Raw genomic sequence first — 13,897 nt, 5'->3', positions numbered from 1 at the left:
AGTGGACTACGACCAGCTGCTGATCGCCATCGCGGGGGTGTGGGGCGCGGGCGCCGGGGCGCTGGTGGCGCGGGTCGGCCGGCGCGGTGTCGGTACCGCTCTCCTTGTCGTGCTGGTGTGTGTCGCCCTGGCCGCCGCCACCGGTACGCGGCCCGAACTGGCGGTGTGGCTGCTGCTCGCGCCCGTCGCGGTGGCGGTGCCGAGTGCGGGGCTTCCCCTCGCGGGTGTTGCCCTCGCTCTCCTCGGTCTCGTCAGCTTCGTGCCCGAGCACGCCGGGCACTGGACGACCGCGCTGCTCGGCGGCCTCGCGCTCGGCGCCGGGTACTTCGGGCTGAGCCGTATCGACTCCGGAGGCGGCGGGGGCGGCGGTGGTGGTCTGGGCATCGGGGAGGTGAAGCTCGCGGTCGGGGCCGGGGTCGTGCTCGGGTGGTACGGGTGGCCGACGGTGATGGTGGGCGCGTTCGCGGGGTTTCTGATCAGGGCGGTCTACGGGGTGTTCGCGGCCCGGGGACGGCGGGACGGCCGGGGGATCGTCGTCCCCTTTGGGCCGTTTCTGCTCGCCGGTGCTTTCCTCGGGCTGCTGGTCGGCGCGTTCACGGCCTGAGGTGCCTGAGGTCCGGGCGGGAAAACCGCTGGCGTAGGCTGGCAAGGTCCGTCAGCACCACCTGCCTGTCCGCAACCCTTGACGAAAGGGACCTCCCGGTGACCGAGAAGGCCGAGCTTCAGTCCGTCCTCGACCGTGCCGCCGAGGGCGGGCGCATCACCCCCGAAGAGGCGCTCGACCTCTACCGCGACGCCCCGCTGCACGCGCTCGGCGCCGCCGCCGACGCCGTACGCAAGCGGCGGTACGCGGGTACGGAGCACATCGCGACGTACATCATCGAGCGGAACATCAACTACACGAACGTGTGCGTCACGGCGTGCAAGTTCTGCGCCTTCTACGCCGCGCCCAAGGACACCGCGAAGGGCTGGACGCGGGACCTCGACGACATCCTGCGCCGGTGCGCGGAGACCGTCGAACTCGGCGGCACGCAGATCATGTTCCAGGGCGGACACCACCCGGACTTCGGCGTCGAGTACTACGAGAAGCACTTCGCCGCGATCAAGGGCGCGTACCCCCAGCTGGTCATCCACTCCCTCGGCGCGTCCGAGGTCGAGCACATGGCCCGGATCAGCGGGGTGTCGGTCGAGGAGGCCATCACCCGCATCCACGAGGCCGGGCTCGACTCCTTCGCCGGCGCCGGCGCGGAGCTGCTCCCCGCGCGCCCCCGCAAGGCGATCGCGCCCCTCAAGGAGTCCGGCGAGCGCTGGCTGGAGATCATGGAGGCGGCGCACAACCTGGGCGTCGAGTCCACGTCGACGATGCTCATGGGCACCGGCGAGACCAACGCCGAGCGCATCGAGCACCTGCGGATGATCCGCGACGTACAGGACCGCACGGGCGGCTTCCGGGCCTTCATCCCGTACACCTACCAGCCCGAGAACAACCACCTGAAGGGCCGCACGCAGGCCACGCTCTTCGAGTACCTGCGCATGATCGCCATCGCGCGCCTCTTCATGGACAACGTCGCCCACATCCAGGGCAGTTGGCTCACGACGGGCAAGGAGGTCGGCCAACTGTCGCTCCATTACGGCGCGGACGACCTCGGCTCGATCATGCTGGAGGAGAACGTCGTCTCCTCGGCCGGCGCCAAGCACCGCTCCAACCGCATGGAGATCATCGACCTCATCCGCAAGGCGGGCCGCGTCCCCGCCCAGCGGACCACGACGTACGAGCACATCGTCGTCCACGACGACCCGGCGAACGACCCGGTCGACGAGCGCGTCATGTCCCACATCTCGTCGACGGCGATCGAAGGCGGCACGGCCCACCCGGAGTTGAAGCTCCTGTCCGCCAACTAGGCCTGTTGTGCTGACGATTCACACGGCGGACGAGGGCGGCGCCGTCGCCGTCGAGGGCGCCCGGGTCGTGGGCGTCGGGACCCTGGCGGAGGTCCAGGACCGCTTTCCCGGCGCCCGGGTGCGGACTTGGCCCGGCGCCCTGGGCCCGGCCCGCATCCACGAGGGCCCCCTCCCGGACGCCCCGAGCCCACGGGAGCGGATCCACGCCGTACTGAAAACGGGCGCGACCGCCGTCCTGGCACAACACGTCGACTCACCCGAACTCCGGGCGGCGGCGGACCGGAACGGCGTGATGATCCTCCCCGGCCCACGTCCCACAGCCCTTGCCGACCTGGGCCGAGCCGACCTCGCCGTATTCGACGAGGCCGGCACCTGCATCGCAACGGTGTGTGCGGGTCGGCTAGTTCACAGACGCCGCTAGGGACAGGTTTTCAGGGGCGCGGGGCTGTGCCATCCTGCGGCTCCTCCGTAAGCGCCGCGCAGGCCAACGCCCTTCTTTTCAGGGGCTCGGGGAACTGCGCGACCAGCCACAACGGACCGTAGGTCGGCGAACAACCAGTCACCCGGCAAACGCTTCCCCGAACGCCCCCGCGGACTGAGTCACCCCACTGCAGTCCGTAGCCGCGTCATCATCCGAACTCTCGCTCTCACACTGCTGATCCCGGAACGTCGACCACATCGACACCCACGCGATCTTCTTCGACTCGGCGAACGTCCGCACCTGCGCCGCATCCGAGAGGGAGAACGTCTCCCCGGAGACGTCGTTCACCCCGATCATCGACGTGAGCGCCATCCCCTGCCAGGCCCCGGCGTCCGACAACCCGAAGACCTTCTTCAGCTGCGTGTGCGTGGCCGTGGCCGACGTGATCGCGTAGTCGCCCATGTCCGCGGTGTACGACTCGCCGTAGTTCATCGTCATGATGTTCACCGTGGAGACCTCGACCGCGTTGTCGTTGGCGGACTCCAGCAGCGCCAGGCTGTCGGAGTCGAGGCCGGACGGCATCACGGGCAGGGTGAAGGAGACCTTGAGGTCGCTGCGTTCCTTCTGGAGCAGGGCTATCGCCTTGGAACGCAGGGCGACCGACGTCGAGTCGGTGAGCGCGTCGCCCTCGATGTCGAAGTCGGCCTGGGTGGAGCCCGCCGCGTCCAGCGCCTCGCCGTAGACCTTCGCGAGCGCGGACGCACTCGTACAGGTCTCCGCCAACTCCTTGCCGGACGCCCCGCCGAAGGAGACCCGAACCGTGGCCCCGGAGGTCTTCAGCGCCGAAATCCTGGACTCCACGGCCGAGTTGTCGATCGCGGTCGTACCGTTCCACTCCGGCGTGCAGCTGCTGCCCTTGGCGATGGCGAAGGAGAGGTTGTACGTCGACGGGGACCCCGAACTGTCCATGTCCGCGGCCGTCGTGACGCTGACGTACGGGGCGTAGGCCGTGCTCGACGACGAGCCCGACGAGGCGGACGACGAAGGCGTCGACGACGGTGTGGACGTGGCGCTCTCCGTCCCTCCGGAGGACGAGTCAGACGAGTCACCGGAGCTGGAGGAGCACCCGGTGACCGCGAGGGCAAACAAGCAGGTGAGCCCGGCCGCCGGTTTCAGGAAACTCCTCATATGAGCATGCACCCTTTCCGTCTCGGGACGGTGATTTCTGTCTCAGGATGGAAACAGAGTCGGTTTCCGAAGGCTAAATGAAGCACACGGGGCTGTGTCTCGCGAAGTCGGAAAGAACATAGGGTACTCACGGGTATCGGCACACGAAACGGTCAAGCCGGGCGGCGAAGCGGAAAATTGGGGACACTACTGACACCGGCCGCTCATAAGGCTTTTCCTGGGTTCTCTAAGGGAAGACACAGGTTCCGCCTTTTTTCTTGGCGGGCTCACAAGAGAAACAGAGTTTTGGTCACATAAAGGCGGCCTAATGTCTGGGGAATGCAATCCGAGTCCGCCATCGATAACCGCGCCTCTGCGCGGGGTCGCCGCCGCAAAGCCGGCAACGGGTCCGCCGAAGGCCCCGTGTTCGTTGACAACTCCGGCCGCCGGTCAAAGGTGCTGCGCCGGATCGGCCTCCTCATGGGCACCGTCTGCCTCGGGTACGCGTTCGTACTCGGCATGGCGTTCATGGGCTGGGGCATCTCGATCAACCCCTCCTCGCTGCTGCCCTTCGGCGGCGGCCAGGCCGGTTCCGCTCCCGGCGGTGGCTACGGCCCCAACGGCGGCAGAGGCGGCGTAGCGCCCTCCGGTGTTCCGACCGGCGCCCCGACCGACATCCCCTCGGGCACCCCCACGGGTGCGGCCCCGTCGTCCTCAGCCACCGCACACTGACCGGAGCGCCCCCGCAGCCATGACTACGACGACTCCCTCGCGCGGGCGCCGACGCGCCCCGACCCGGATGGAACGCGCGGCCGGCAAGGCCGCCGCGCTCCAGCGACCCCGGGTGATTCTCGCCCTGCTGCTTCTCCTCGGCCTCACCTGCGTGATGCTGCTCGACGGCTACCTGCGCGCGGAAGTCGGCGGCGACGAACGCGTCCGGGACGGCGCGAGCGCCAGCAAGGTCCCCGACAAGGTCCTCAACGGCGGCCCGATCCTCACCTTCCGCAACGGCAAGCCGGTCACCCAGACCATCCCGAAGAAGACCATCGTCCTCACCTTCGACGACGGCCCGAACCCCACCTACACGCCCACGGTCCTGAAGATCCTCAAGAAGTACGACGTGCCGGGCACGTTCTTCCTGGTGGGCTCGATGGTCTCGCGCTACCCGAGCATCGTGAAGCAGATGGTCTCGCAGGGCGAAGAGGTGGGCATCCACACCTTCACCCACGTCGACCTCTCCTACCAGAGCGACGCCCGCATCAAGCGGGAGATGGAGCAGACCCAGCTCGCGCTCGCGGGCGCGGCCGGCATCACCACCACGCTCTTCCGCGCGCCGTACTCTTCGGAGACGGACGCGATCGACAACTACAGCTACCCCGTCTACAAGAAGCTCGGCGCGTCCGGCTACACCAGCGTCTTCGTCGACACCGACAGCGACGACTGGAAGCAGCCCGGCGTCGCGAAGATCATCAAGTGGGCGACGCCGTCCGGGACTTCGGGTTCCTCGGTGCTGTTCCACGACGCCGGTGGTGTGCGCTCGCAGACCATGAAGGCGCTGCCCACGTACATCGAGAAGATGAAGGCGAAGGGCTACACGTTCACCACGGTGAGCGGCGCCATCGCCAAGAACGCCGCCGCCCAGCGGGCGAGCGGGACCGGCGCGGGTGCCGGAGCGGGCGCCGGGACGAGCACCGGCAACGTCGAGGCCGGCGCCAAGCCGTCCGCGGCACCTTCCGCCGCACCCACCGGCACCGGTACAGGCAACGGCCAGACCCCGGTCGACTCGGCCGTCGGCGGAACCGGAGGTGCCGGGGGAGCCAACGGCAACGGCTCCAGGAACGGGATCTCGGTCCTCCAGGGCGCCCACCGCGAAGCCACCGGCATGACCCTCTACGAGGGCAAGGCGCTCATCTACGCCGTCACCGTCGCGGAGTGGGTGGTGCCGGGACTTGCGGCGGGCCTCACCGTCGTCGGCATCGCGGTCATGAGCCGCTTCGGGATGATGCTGATCCTCGCCCGACGCCATTACAGACAGCGCAACAAACGCAGGTTCAGCTGGGGCCCGACCGTCACCCGACCGGTGACCGTCATCGTCCCGGCCTACAACGAGAAGGAGTGCATCGCCAACACTCTTGAGTCGCTGGCGAAGAGCACCCACCCGATCGAGGTCATCGTCGTCGACGACGGCTCCTCGGACGGCACCTCGGAGATCGCCCGCGAGGCGGCCCGCTCCTTCGGCATGACGAACGTCCGGGTCATCCGCCAGGAGAACGCGGGCAAGCCTGCTGCCCTCAACAACGGTGTGCGCAGCGCGAGTTACGACATCGTCGTGATGATGGACGGCGACACCGTCTTCGAGCCCGACACCGTACGGCACCTCGTGCAGCCCTTCGCCGACCCCGAGGTCGGCGCGGTCGCGGGCAACGCCAAGGTCGGCAACCGCAACACGATCATCGGCGCCTGGCAGCACATCGAGTACGTGATGGGCTTCAACCTCGACCGCCGCATGTACGACCTGCTGCGCTGCATGCCCACCATCCCGGGCGCGATCGGCGCGTTCCGCCGCGAGGCGGTCCTCCAGGTCGGCGGCATGAGCGAGGACACGCTCGCCGAGGACACGGACATCACCATCGCGATGCACCGCGAGGGCTGGCGGGTCGTCTACCAGGAGCACGCCAAGGCCTGGACCGAGGCCCCCGCCTCCCTCAAGCAGCTCTGGTCGCAGCGCTACCGCTGGTCCTACGGCACCATGCAGGCGCTGTGGAAGCACCGCAAGTCCCTTACGGACAAGGGTCCTTCGGGCCGCTTCGGCCGGGTCGGCATGCCCCTGGTGGTGATCTTCCAGATCATCACGCCGGTCTTCGCCCCGCTGATCGACGTCTTCACCGTCTACTCGATGATCTTCGTCGACTTCTGGGCGTCCCTCGCGATGTGGTTCGCGGTGCTCGGCATCCAACTCCTGTGCGCGGCCTACGCGTTCAGGCTGGACCGGGAGAAGTACCGCTACCTGCTGATGATGCCGCTCCAGCAGCTCGCCTACCGCCAGATGATGTACCTCGTCCTCATCCACTCCAGCATCACCGCCCTGACCGGCGGCCGGCTGCGCTGGCAGAAACTCAAGCGCACCGGCGAGGTCGGCACACCGGCAGGGGCGAGCTGATGAGCTGGGAGCAGCAGGGATACGGCGGCGGCTACGGCCCGCAGCAACATCCCCAGCAACCTCAACAGCCGTACGGCTACGAGGGGTTCGGCCACCCGCAGGCCTACGGCCAGCCCCAGCCGTACGTACAACAGCCGTACGAGCAGCAGCAGTACGCGGATCACGGGCAGGTGCCGTACGCGACGGCGCCCCTGCCGGTCGTAGAACCGGAGCCGGCGCTCGAGCCGGAGGCGGTGGTCGAAGAGGTTGCCGAAGAGCCGGCACCCGCTCCTCAAAAGGCGGGCCGGGACCGGTACTTCGACACCCTGCGGGCCGTCGCGCTGATCCGGGTCGTGACCTATCACACCTTCGGGTGGGCCTGGTGCGGGATGGTGTTCCCCTCGATGGGGATCATGTTCGGGCTGGCCGGGACGCTGATGGCGAAGTCGCTGGAGCGGCCCGCGTTCAAGGTGGTCAAGAGCCGGATGCGGAGGCTGCTGCCGCCGTTCTGGTTCTGGGGCTTCTTCGTGCTCGTGGCGATGATGATCCACGACTGGATGCCGGGCTGGCAGATCGTCTTCTGGATCGTGCCCGTCGGGGATCCGCCGGGCAACGCCTGGGGCACGCAGGCCTGGGAGATCCTCTGGTACCTGCGGACGTATCTGTGGTTCGTGATGCTGTCGCCGGTGCTGCTGTGGATCTTCCGCAAGGCGCCGATTCCCGTGCTGCTGCTGACCCTTGTGCCGATCGTGATCCTCAAGTTCGTGTGGGCGGGGCCGGACAACCGCTTCGGCAACGCGCTCTGGGACCTGTCGACGTACCTCTTCTGCTGGATCCTCGGCTTCGCCCACCGCGACGGGGTGCTCCAGAAGCTGAAGCCCTTCCTGGTGGTGACGCTCTCGGTCGCCGCGATCGTCTTCGGCGGCTGGTACGCCTTCACGCACCAGGCCGAGGCCGGCGGCACCTACGACCTGGACGAGAGCCCGCTCGCCCAGACCTACTGGTCGGCCGGCTACGTCATGCTGCTGATGTGGGCCAAGGCCTACTTCAACATCGACTTCGCCTGGCTCACCCGGTTCAAGCGGCTCGACCGGATCGTCACGATCTTCAACGCGCGGGCCGTGACGATCTATCTCTGGCACGAGATCGCGCTGGTGCTCGCGGTGCCGCTGACCGACCAGTTCTGGAAGGTGCCCGCCTTCGAGAAGTGGCTGCCGCTGGGGAGCCAGTGGTTCATGTTCGGTATCGGCTGGATCCTGATCGCCGTGTTCATCGTGCTCTGCGGCTGGGTGGAGGACGTGGCGGCGAAGAAGAAACCCAGACTCCTGCCGTCGTAAGCGTGTGTCGGTGGGTGAGTGCGGGCCGGGCGCCTTCGGGATGCCCGGCCCGTACTGTCACAATGGGCCCGTGACCCGCGCATCCCTGGACAAGCAGCCGCACGAAGTCGCCTCGATGTTCGACGACGTGGCGGAACGGTACGACCTGACCAACGACGTGCTGTCGCTCGGCCAGGACCGTCGATGGCGCAAGGAGGTCACGAAGGCGGTCGACGCCCGCCCCGCGCAGAAGATCCTGGACCTCGCCGCCGGTACGGCGACCTCGTCCCTCCCCTTCGCCCGCAGCGGCGCCTACGTCGTGCCCTGCGACTTCTCCCTCGGCATGCTCCAGGTCGGCAAGAAGCGCCACCCCTGGCTGCCGCTCACGGCCGGCGACGCGACGAAGCTGCCGTTCAAGGACGACACGTTCGACGCCGTGACCATCTCCTTCGGGCTGCGCAACGTGCAGGACACGGACACCGCGCTGCGCGAGCTGTACCGGGTGACCAAGCCCGGCGGCCGGGTGGTGATCTGCGAGTTCTCGCACCCGACCTGGGCGCCCTTCCGCACGGTCTACACCGAGTACCTGATGCGCGCGCTGCCGCCGGTCGCCCGGACCGTCTCCTCGAACCCGGACGCGTACGTCTACCTCGCCGAGTCCATCCGCGCCTGGCCCGACCAGCCCGCACTGGCGGAGCGGCTGCGCAAGGCCGGCTGGTCGAAGGTCGCCTATCGCAACCTGAGCGGCGGGATCGTGGCCCTGCACCGGGGTTTCAAGCAGGCCTGAGTGCGGCTTCGGGGGCGGGTGCCCGAGCTTCTCTGCCCGACCCCTCTCACCTGATCACCGACTCGAAGAACGCGTCGCCCGGCGGCTCGTCCAGCTCGCGCTGCATTCCGCCGCTCGGCGGCCGGGGGATGCGCGGCTCGCGCATACCGCCCCCGCCGTCTCCCTCGCCGAAGTCGAACCAGACGTAGACGACGGAGTCCCGCGGTACCTCGGCGTCGGGCTGCGGGTACTGCCGGACGATGTAGTCGACGACGGCGAGATGGAAGTCGGGCCGGTCCGGCGAGTTGATGAACAGCCCGCGCGACTGGGCCGTCTCGCGCGCGTCCACGGCCATCAGGCCGACGAGCCGTGGCACGCGCACTTCGGGTGTTTTGGGTGTTATGCGCACAGATGTCACCCCCAGCGGTACCGGAAGGGTAACCCCGGTCCGGTCCCGACCGGAAGCGTCAAGTGTCGTTCTGTAGCGGATGGTTACTCTGGGTTACAGTTCGAGCCGGTAGCAGTGGCCCGTCTCCTCGCGCGAGGGCGTGGTGAAGACCTCGGCGAGGTGCATGCCCAGCCGCTGCGTCACCGCGATGGACCGGGTGTTGCGGGCCAGGACCATCGCCACCACGCTCGGCACCCCGGCCGCCCGCACCCGCTCCAGGGTCGTCTCCGCGGCCGCCGTGGCGTACCCCTGGCCCCAGAACTCCCGCCCCAGCCGCCAGCCGATCTCGATCTCACCCTTCGGTCCCCAGTCCTGCGGCCAGGGCTGGGCGCCGGTGAAGCCGATGACCCGGTCCTCGGCGTCGAGCATCGTCCACAGGCAGAAACCGCGCTCCGCGTCGTGCCGGCGCTGGCGGGCGGTGAGCTCCTCGTAGACGGACAGCTCCGCGGCCTTCCCGCCGTGGAACTCCATGACGTCCGGGTGCGCGAAGGCCCGGTGCCAGGCCACTGCGTCCTCGTCGGTCGGGACACGCAGCCGTACTGCGGGGAGAGCTCGGTTCACGGGGCAGCCCTTCAGCCTGGTGATCAGTGGCGCTGAATAGACTGCCCATGTCCAGTGCCGGTCGGCACGCAGATTTCGAACTTGGGGAGATCCCGCCGTGACCGAGCCCCTCTCCGAAAACACCGCCGACGTGATCGTCGTCGGCGCGGGGCCAGCCGGCTCCGCCACCGCCTATCACCTCGCCAAGTCCGGACTCGACGTACTCCTGCTGGAGAAGACCGAGTTCCCGCGCGAGAAGGTGTGCGGCGACGGACTCACCCCGCGCGCCACCAAGCAGCTCGTGGCCATGGGCATCGACATCTCAGAGGAGGCCGGCTGGCTGCGCAACAAGGGCCTGCGCATCATCGGCGGCGGCGTCCGCCTCCAGCTGGACTGGCCGGAACTCGCCTCCTTCCCGGACTACGGCCTCGTCCGCAAGCGCGACGACTTCGACGAACAGCTCGCCCACAACGCCCAGAAGGCGGGCGCCCGTCTCTACGAGCGCTGCAACGTCGGCGCCCCGATCGTCGACGAGCGCACCGGCCGGATCACCGGCGTCAACGCCAAGCTCGGCGAGGAGAAACGCGAAGTCACCTTCCACGCGCCCCTGGTGGTCGCCGCCGACGGCAACTCCACCCGCCTCTCCCTCGCGATGGGCCTGCACCGCCGCGAGGACCGCCCGATGGGCGTGGCCGTCCGGACCTACTTCACCTCGCCCCGCCACGAGGACGACTACCTGGAGTCCTGGCTGGAACTGTGGGACCGCCGCGGCGCCGAGGACCGCCTGCTGCCCGGCTACGGCTGGATCTTCGGCATGGGCGACGGCACCTCGAACGTCGGCCTCGGTGTCCTCAACACCTCCGATTCCTTCAAGGAGTTGGACTGGCGGGAGGTCCTGAAGGCCTGGTGCGCGTCCATGCCCGAGGACTGGGGCTACACCCCCGAAAACATGACCGGCCCGATCCGCGGCGCCGCCCTCCCGATGGCCTTCAACCGGCAACCCCACTACACGAAGGGGTTGTTGTTGGTCGGCGACGCCGGCGGCCTGGTGAACCCCTTCAACGGCGAGGGCATCGCCTACGCCATGGAGTCCGGCCAGATCGCCGCCGACGTCATCGTCCAGGCCCACGCCCGCCCGACCCCCGCGAGCCGTGAACTCGCCCTGCAGCGCTACCCGCAGGTCCTCAAGGACACCTACGGCGGCTACTACACGCTGGGCCGCGCCTTCGTGAAGCTCATCGGCAACCCGAAGGTCATGAAGATCGCGGCCCAGCGCGGCCTGACGCACCCGCTGCTGATGAAGTTCACCCTGAAGATGCTGGCCAACCTCACCGACCCCACGGGCGGCGACGCGATGGACCGCATCATCAACGGGCTGAGCAAGGTGGCGCCGAAGGCGTAGCAGTAGCCGTAGGGCTGGTTTCGGCTTCGGCTTCGGCTTTGGGCGCGGCTAGGAGGCGGTCAGGGCCTTCGTCTTGGCGGCCCGGCGGGCGAACACCTCGTCACGCCGGTCCGCCACCTGCCGCAGCGCCTCCTTGCGGTCCCGCTTGGAGAGCCGGTCCAGGTACACTTGACCGTTGACGTGATCGGTCTCGTGGGCGAGGCAGCGCGCGAAGTACCCCGTGCCCTCGATCACAAGCGCGTTGCCGTCCTTGTCGAGCCCGCGCACCACGGCCCGGTCCGGACGCGGTACGTCCATCATGGCGCCCGGCACCGACAGGCAGCCCTCGCCCTCGTCGAGCAGTCGGCGCCCGGCCGGGTCGAGCGGGTCGAGGACAGGATTGACGACGTGTCCGACATGCCGGACACCGTCGTCGTCGAGGCAGTCGTACACGAACAGGCGCAGATCCACGCCCACTTGGTTGGCCGCGAGGCCGGCTCCGTCGGCGACGTACATGGTGAGGAACATGTCGTCGATGAGCGCGGCGAGGTCGGGCCCGAACTCGGTCACGTCCCGGCACGGGCGGTGCAGGACCTCTTCGCCGACCTCGGTGACGCGGCGCACGGAACCGCGCCGGGCCTCGGGCGCGGGCCGGGGATAGGAGTCGACGGGGCTGCCCTGGACGAAGACACGTGGCATGGCTTGCTCTCCTCATGTTTGGCGTCCGGCTGTCTGGTTAGCCGAACCTTGAGAAGAGAGCCTTTCAGGAGAGCCGCGAACTCCGGTAGTGGGAACGCCCCGTGGGCCCGGGGCGACCGGAGGGTACGCCGAGGGGACCGCTGCCCCCGAGCGGCAGCGGCCCCATGCTCACGGCGTCGTACGCGGGTTCAGAGCACCCGCACCGCACCGGTCGGCATGTCGTACGACAGCGGCCGCTCCACGATGCCGGTGGAGGGGTTCTGCGCGCCGACGAACATGCCGTCGCCCACGTACACCGCCACGTGGTAGGCACTGCCCGCGCTGCCCCAGTACAGGATGTCGCCGGCCTGAAGGTTGCTCAGGGACACCTGAGTACCCGCGGTCGACTGGTCCTGGGAGACACGCGGCAGGCTGATGCCGACCTGCTTGAAGGCTGCTCCGACGAGTCCGGAGCAGTCGTACGCGCTGGGGCCGGTGGCGCCCAGGACATAGGACTTGCCGATCTGGGCCTTCACGAAGGACACGATGGTGGCGGCCGACCCGGTGGCCGTCGATCCGCTCGTGCTGGTGCTCGTGGAGGCGCTTGTGGACGTCGAAGCGGACAGGGTGGTCCGCTCGGAGCTGCGCGAGGCCGCCTGGGCCGCAGCGGCCTTGCGAGCGGCTTCCTGGGCCTTCTTCTTTGCCTCCGCCTTCTTCTTGGCGTCCGCGAGGTCCGCCTTCGCCTGCTTCGCGGCGTTTGCGGCGGCCGTGTCACGCTCGGCCTGCAGCTGGTAGTTCGCTGCGGCCTGCTGCGTGGCCTCGGCGGACTGGGCGACCTGTGCGGACAGATCGGCGGTCAGGGTGGGCAGTTGCAGGGTCTGCGTCGTCTCGGCGGCATTGGCCGAGGCTGCACCAGCCGCCGCCATGCTGAGAACGCCACCGGCAACTCCGGCCCGCACGGCGATGTTCGTCGTCGCGCTGCGGCGGGGTTTCCGGTGGCTGCGTATGTGAGCGGTGTGGGACATGAGACCAACCGGTATCAGGGGCTCCTCCATACCTTCAAGAAACGTGTGCTGCGCCACAATTGTTCAATGGGCGCCGTCAACACCGGGTGTGTCGTTCCTTATTGACGCCGTAACGGACATTGCGGACCTGTGTGATCAGGCCCGTGATCACGGTCTTTCGTCGGTAAGCCCGAATTGCCCGCTGCCTACCATCTGTTGGGACAGGTGGCCAAGCCCCGTTCTCATGCGCCTCTCATGAGTGTGGCGGAGGTCACGGAACGGTTACCGGAATGCGTGCGTCCTGCGTGGGTACCGCGAGCGGGTGACTTCGTGAACGTGTGCACGCGTCCACGCCGTGCCGCGCGCGTCCCTCTGATGTGTGAACGGGCCTCCACTATCAAGCCGCCCCGTCCAACTCCAATTTGCATGCAAGGGAAGCCTCTTGATATTGAGACGCCGCCCTCGGGCTGCGATGACGAGCGGAAATGTCACCTCTGGTGACCGCTCGGGCGCTTCGCGTGCGAAGATCGCCGCCCGTCCGGCGCGATGATCCTTCGTCGGGTGGTGGAGATCACAAAGCTTGTGTAATACCCCGTGTCGCAGATCACAGAGCGCCGGGCATAAGATGCGGGGCAGTTGGGCTTGTGACCTGCTTCACATGTTCTCGATCTTCGTTGGGACGAACGGGGTTTGAGCGGCGCGTGAGCCGGAAGCGGACCCGATGCCATCGCCAGCAGTCAGTGCCGACTGAGAGGAGCGAGGAGCGGTGAACGCGTATGCGCCCATCCTCGTACTGGGAGCCCTCGGGGCAGGCTTTGCGATCTTCTCCGTGGTCATGGCCACGCTGATCGGTCCGAAGCGGTACAACCGGGCCAAGCTCGAAGCGTACGAGTGCGGCATCGAGCCGACCCCCACGCCGGCCGGCGGCGGGCGCTTCCCCATCAAGTACTACCTGACGGCGATGCTCTTCATCGTCTTCGACATCGAGATCGTCTTCCTCTACCCCTGGGCCGTCACCTTCGACGCCCTGGGTGTTTTCGGGCTCGTGGAGATGCTGCTCTTCGTGCTCACCGTCTTCGTCGCGTACGCGTACGTATGGCGGCGCGGCGGCCTGGAATGGGACTGAGGGGCCTTA

14 protein-coding genes are annotated in these 13,897 nt (G+C 68.2%); 9 read left to right on the top strand and 5 right to left on the bottom strand.

Going from position 1 to position 13,897, the window contains the following annotated elements; all coding sequences use genetic code 11:
- Position 1: 1 nt before the first annotated feature.
- The 3 genes from OG504_RS23455 (at position 2) to OG504_RS23445 (ending at position 2,323) form a co-directional block, all read left to right on the top strand.
- Positions 2 to 604: a hypothetical protein gene (locus OG504_RS23455; protein WP_405991573.1), complete on the top strand. Its 603-nt coding sequence runs from the start codon at positions 2 to 4 to the stop codon at positions 602 to 604.
- 98 nt (positions 605 to 702) lie between these two features.
- A complete protein-coding gene (gene mqnC, locus OG504_RS23450; RefSeq protein WP_405991572.1) occupies positions 703 to 1,902 on the top strand; it encodes a cyclic dehypoxanthinyl futalosine synthase in 1,200 nt (399 codons plus the stop codon).
- Positions 1,903 to 1,909: 7 nt separating this feature from the next.
- Positions 1,910 to 2,323 (top strand): imidazolonepropionase-like domain-containing protein, encoded by a 414-nt coding sequence (locus OG504_RS23445; protein ID WP_405991571.1) that lies wholly within the window; start codon positions 1,910 to 1,912, stop codon positions 2,321 to 2,323.
- A 138-nt stretch (positions 2,324 to 2,461) separates the two neighbouring features.
- Here OG504_RS23445 and OG504_RS23440 read toward each other — a convergent pair whose 3' ends face one another.
- Positions 2,462 to 3,511: a chitinase gene (locus OG504_RS23440; protein WP_405991570.1), complete on the bottom strand. Its 1,050-nt coding sequence runs from the start codon at positions 3,509 to 3,511 to the stop codon at positions 2,462 to 2,464.
- A gap of 402 nt (positions 3,512 to 3,913) precedes the next feature.
- Between OG504_RS23440 and OG504_RS23435 the strand changes: the two genes are divergently transcribed.
- The 4 genes from OG504_RS23435 to OG504_RS23420 all read left to right on the top strand — a co-directional run bounded on the left by OG504_RS23435 (position 3,914) and on the right by OG504_RS23420 (position 8,732).
- A complete protein-coding gene (locus tag OG504_RS23435; protein ID WP_318018110.1) occupies positions 3,914 to 4,222 on the top strand; it encodes a hypothetical protein in 309 nt (102 codons plus the stop codon).
- 19 nt (positions 4,223 to 4,241) lie between these two features.
- Complete coding sequence (locus OG504_RS23430) at positions 4,242 to 6,650, top strand: bifunctional polysaccharide deacetylase/glycosyltransferase family 2 protein (RefSeq protein WP_405991569.1); 2,409 nt, start codon at positions 4,242 to 4,244, stop codon at positions 6,648 to 6,650.
- Complete coding sequence (locus OG504_RS23425; RefSeq protein WP_405991568.1) at positions 6,650 to 7,966, top strand: acyltransferase; 1,317 nt, start codon at positions 6,650 to 6,652, stop codon at positions 7,964 to 7,966. The genes OG504_RS23430 and OG504_RS23425 overlap by 1 nt, the downstream gene beginning before the upstream one ends.
- A gap of 70 nt (positions 7,967 to 8,036) precedes the next feature.
- Positions 8,037 to 8,732 carry a demethylmenaquinone methyltransferase gene (locus OG504_RS23420; RefSeq protein WP_363099606.1) on the top strand — a complete coding sequence of 232 codons (696 nt, stop codon included), beginning with the start codon at positions 8,037 to 8,039 and terminating at the stop codon, positions 8,730 to 8,732.
- A gap of 46 nt (positions 8,733 to 8,778) precedes the next feature.
- On the opposite strand, the gene OG504_RS23415 is transcribed toward OG504_RS23420, so the two are convergent.
- Entirely contained in the window at positions 8,779 to 9,093 is a 315-nt protein-coding gene (locus OG504_RS23415; protein ID WP_405991567.1) for a PASTA domain-containing protein, read from the bottom strand.
- A 120-nt stretch (positions 9,094 to 9,213) separates the two neighbouring features.
- Positions 9,214 to 9,720: a GNAT family N-acetyltransferase gene (locus OG504_RS23410; protein WP_405991566.1), complete on the bottom strand. Its 507-nt coding sequence runs from the start codon at positions 9,718 to 9,720 to the stop codon at positions 9,214 to 9,216.
- Between the two features lie 97 nt (positions 9,721 to 9,817).
- On the opposite strand from OG504_RS23410, the gene OG504_RS23405 reads away from it, so the two are divergent.
- Complete coding sequence (locus tag OG504_RS23405) at positions 9,818 to 11,101, top strand: geranylgeranyl reductase family protein (RefSeq protein ID WP_019061216.1); 1,284 nt, start codon at positions 9,818 to 9,820, stop codon at positions 11,099 to 11,101.
- A 48-nt stretch (positions 11,102 to 11,149) separates the two neighbouring features.
- On the opposite strand, the gene def is transcribed toward OG504_RS23405, so the two are convergent.
- Complete coding sequence (gene def / locus OG504_RS23400) at positions 11,150 to 11,779, bottom strand: peptide deformylase (protein ID WP_405991565.1); 630 nt, start codon at positions 11,777 to 11,779, stop codon at positions 11,150 to 11,152.
- 188 nt (positions 11,780 to 11,967) lie between these two features.
- Positions 11,968 to 12,783 carry a C40 family peptidase gene (locus tag OG504_RS23395; protein WP_405991564.1) on the bottom strand — a complete coding sequence of 272 codons (816 nt, stop codon included), beginning with the start codon at positions 12,781 to 12,783 and terminating at the stop codon, positions 11,968 to 11,970.
- A gap of 745 nt (positions 12,784 to 13,528) precedes the next feature.
- Here OG504_RS23395 and OG504_RS23390 point away from each other — a divergent pair.
- Positions 13,529 to 13,888, top strand: coding sequence for an NADH-quinone oxidoreductase subunit A (locus tag OG504_RS23390; RefSeq protein WP_007383963.1), 360 nt, complete (start codon positions 13,529 to 13,531; stop codon positions 13,886 to 13,888).
- The last annotated feature ends 9 nt before the right edge of the window (positions 13,889 to 13,897 follow it).

Origin of the sequence: Streptomyces sp. NBC_00986, from assembly GCF_045162565.1 — a bacterium.
GTDB lineage: Bacteria > Actinomycetota > Actinomycetes > Streptomycetales > Streptomycetaceae > Streptomyces.
The sequence above is the reverse complement of the archived record's forward strand: the minus strand, read 5'-3'. Positions and strand labels throughout refer to the sequence as shown.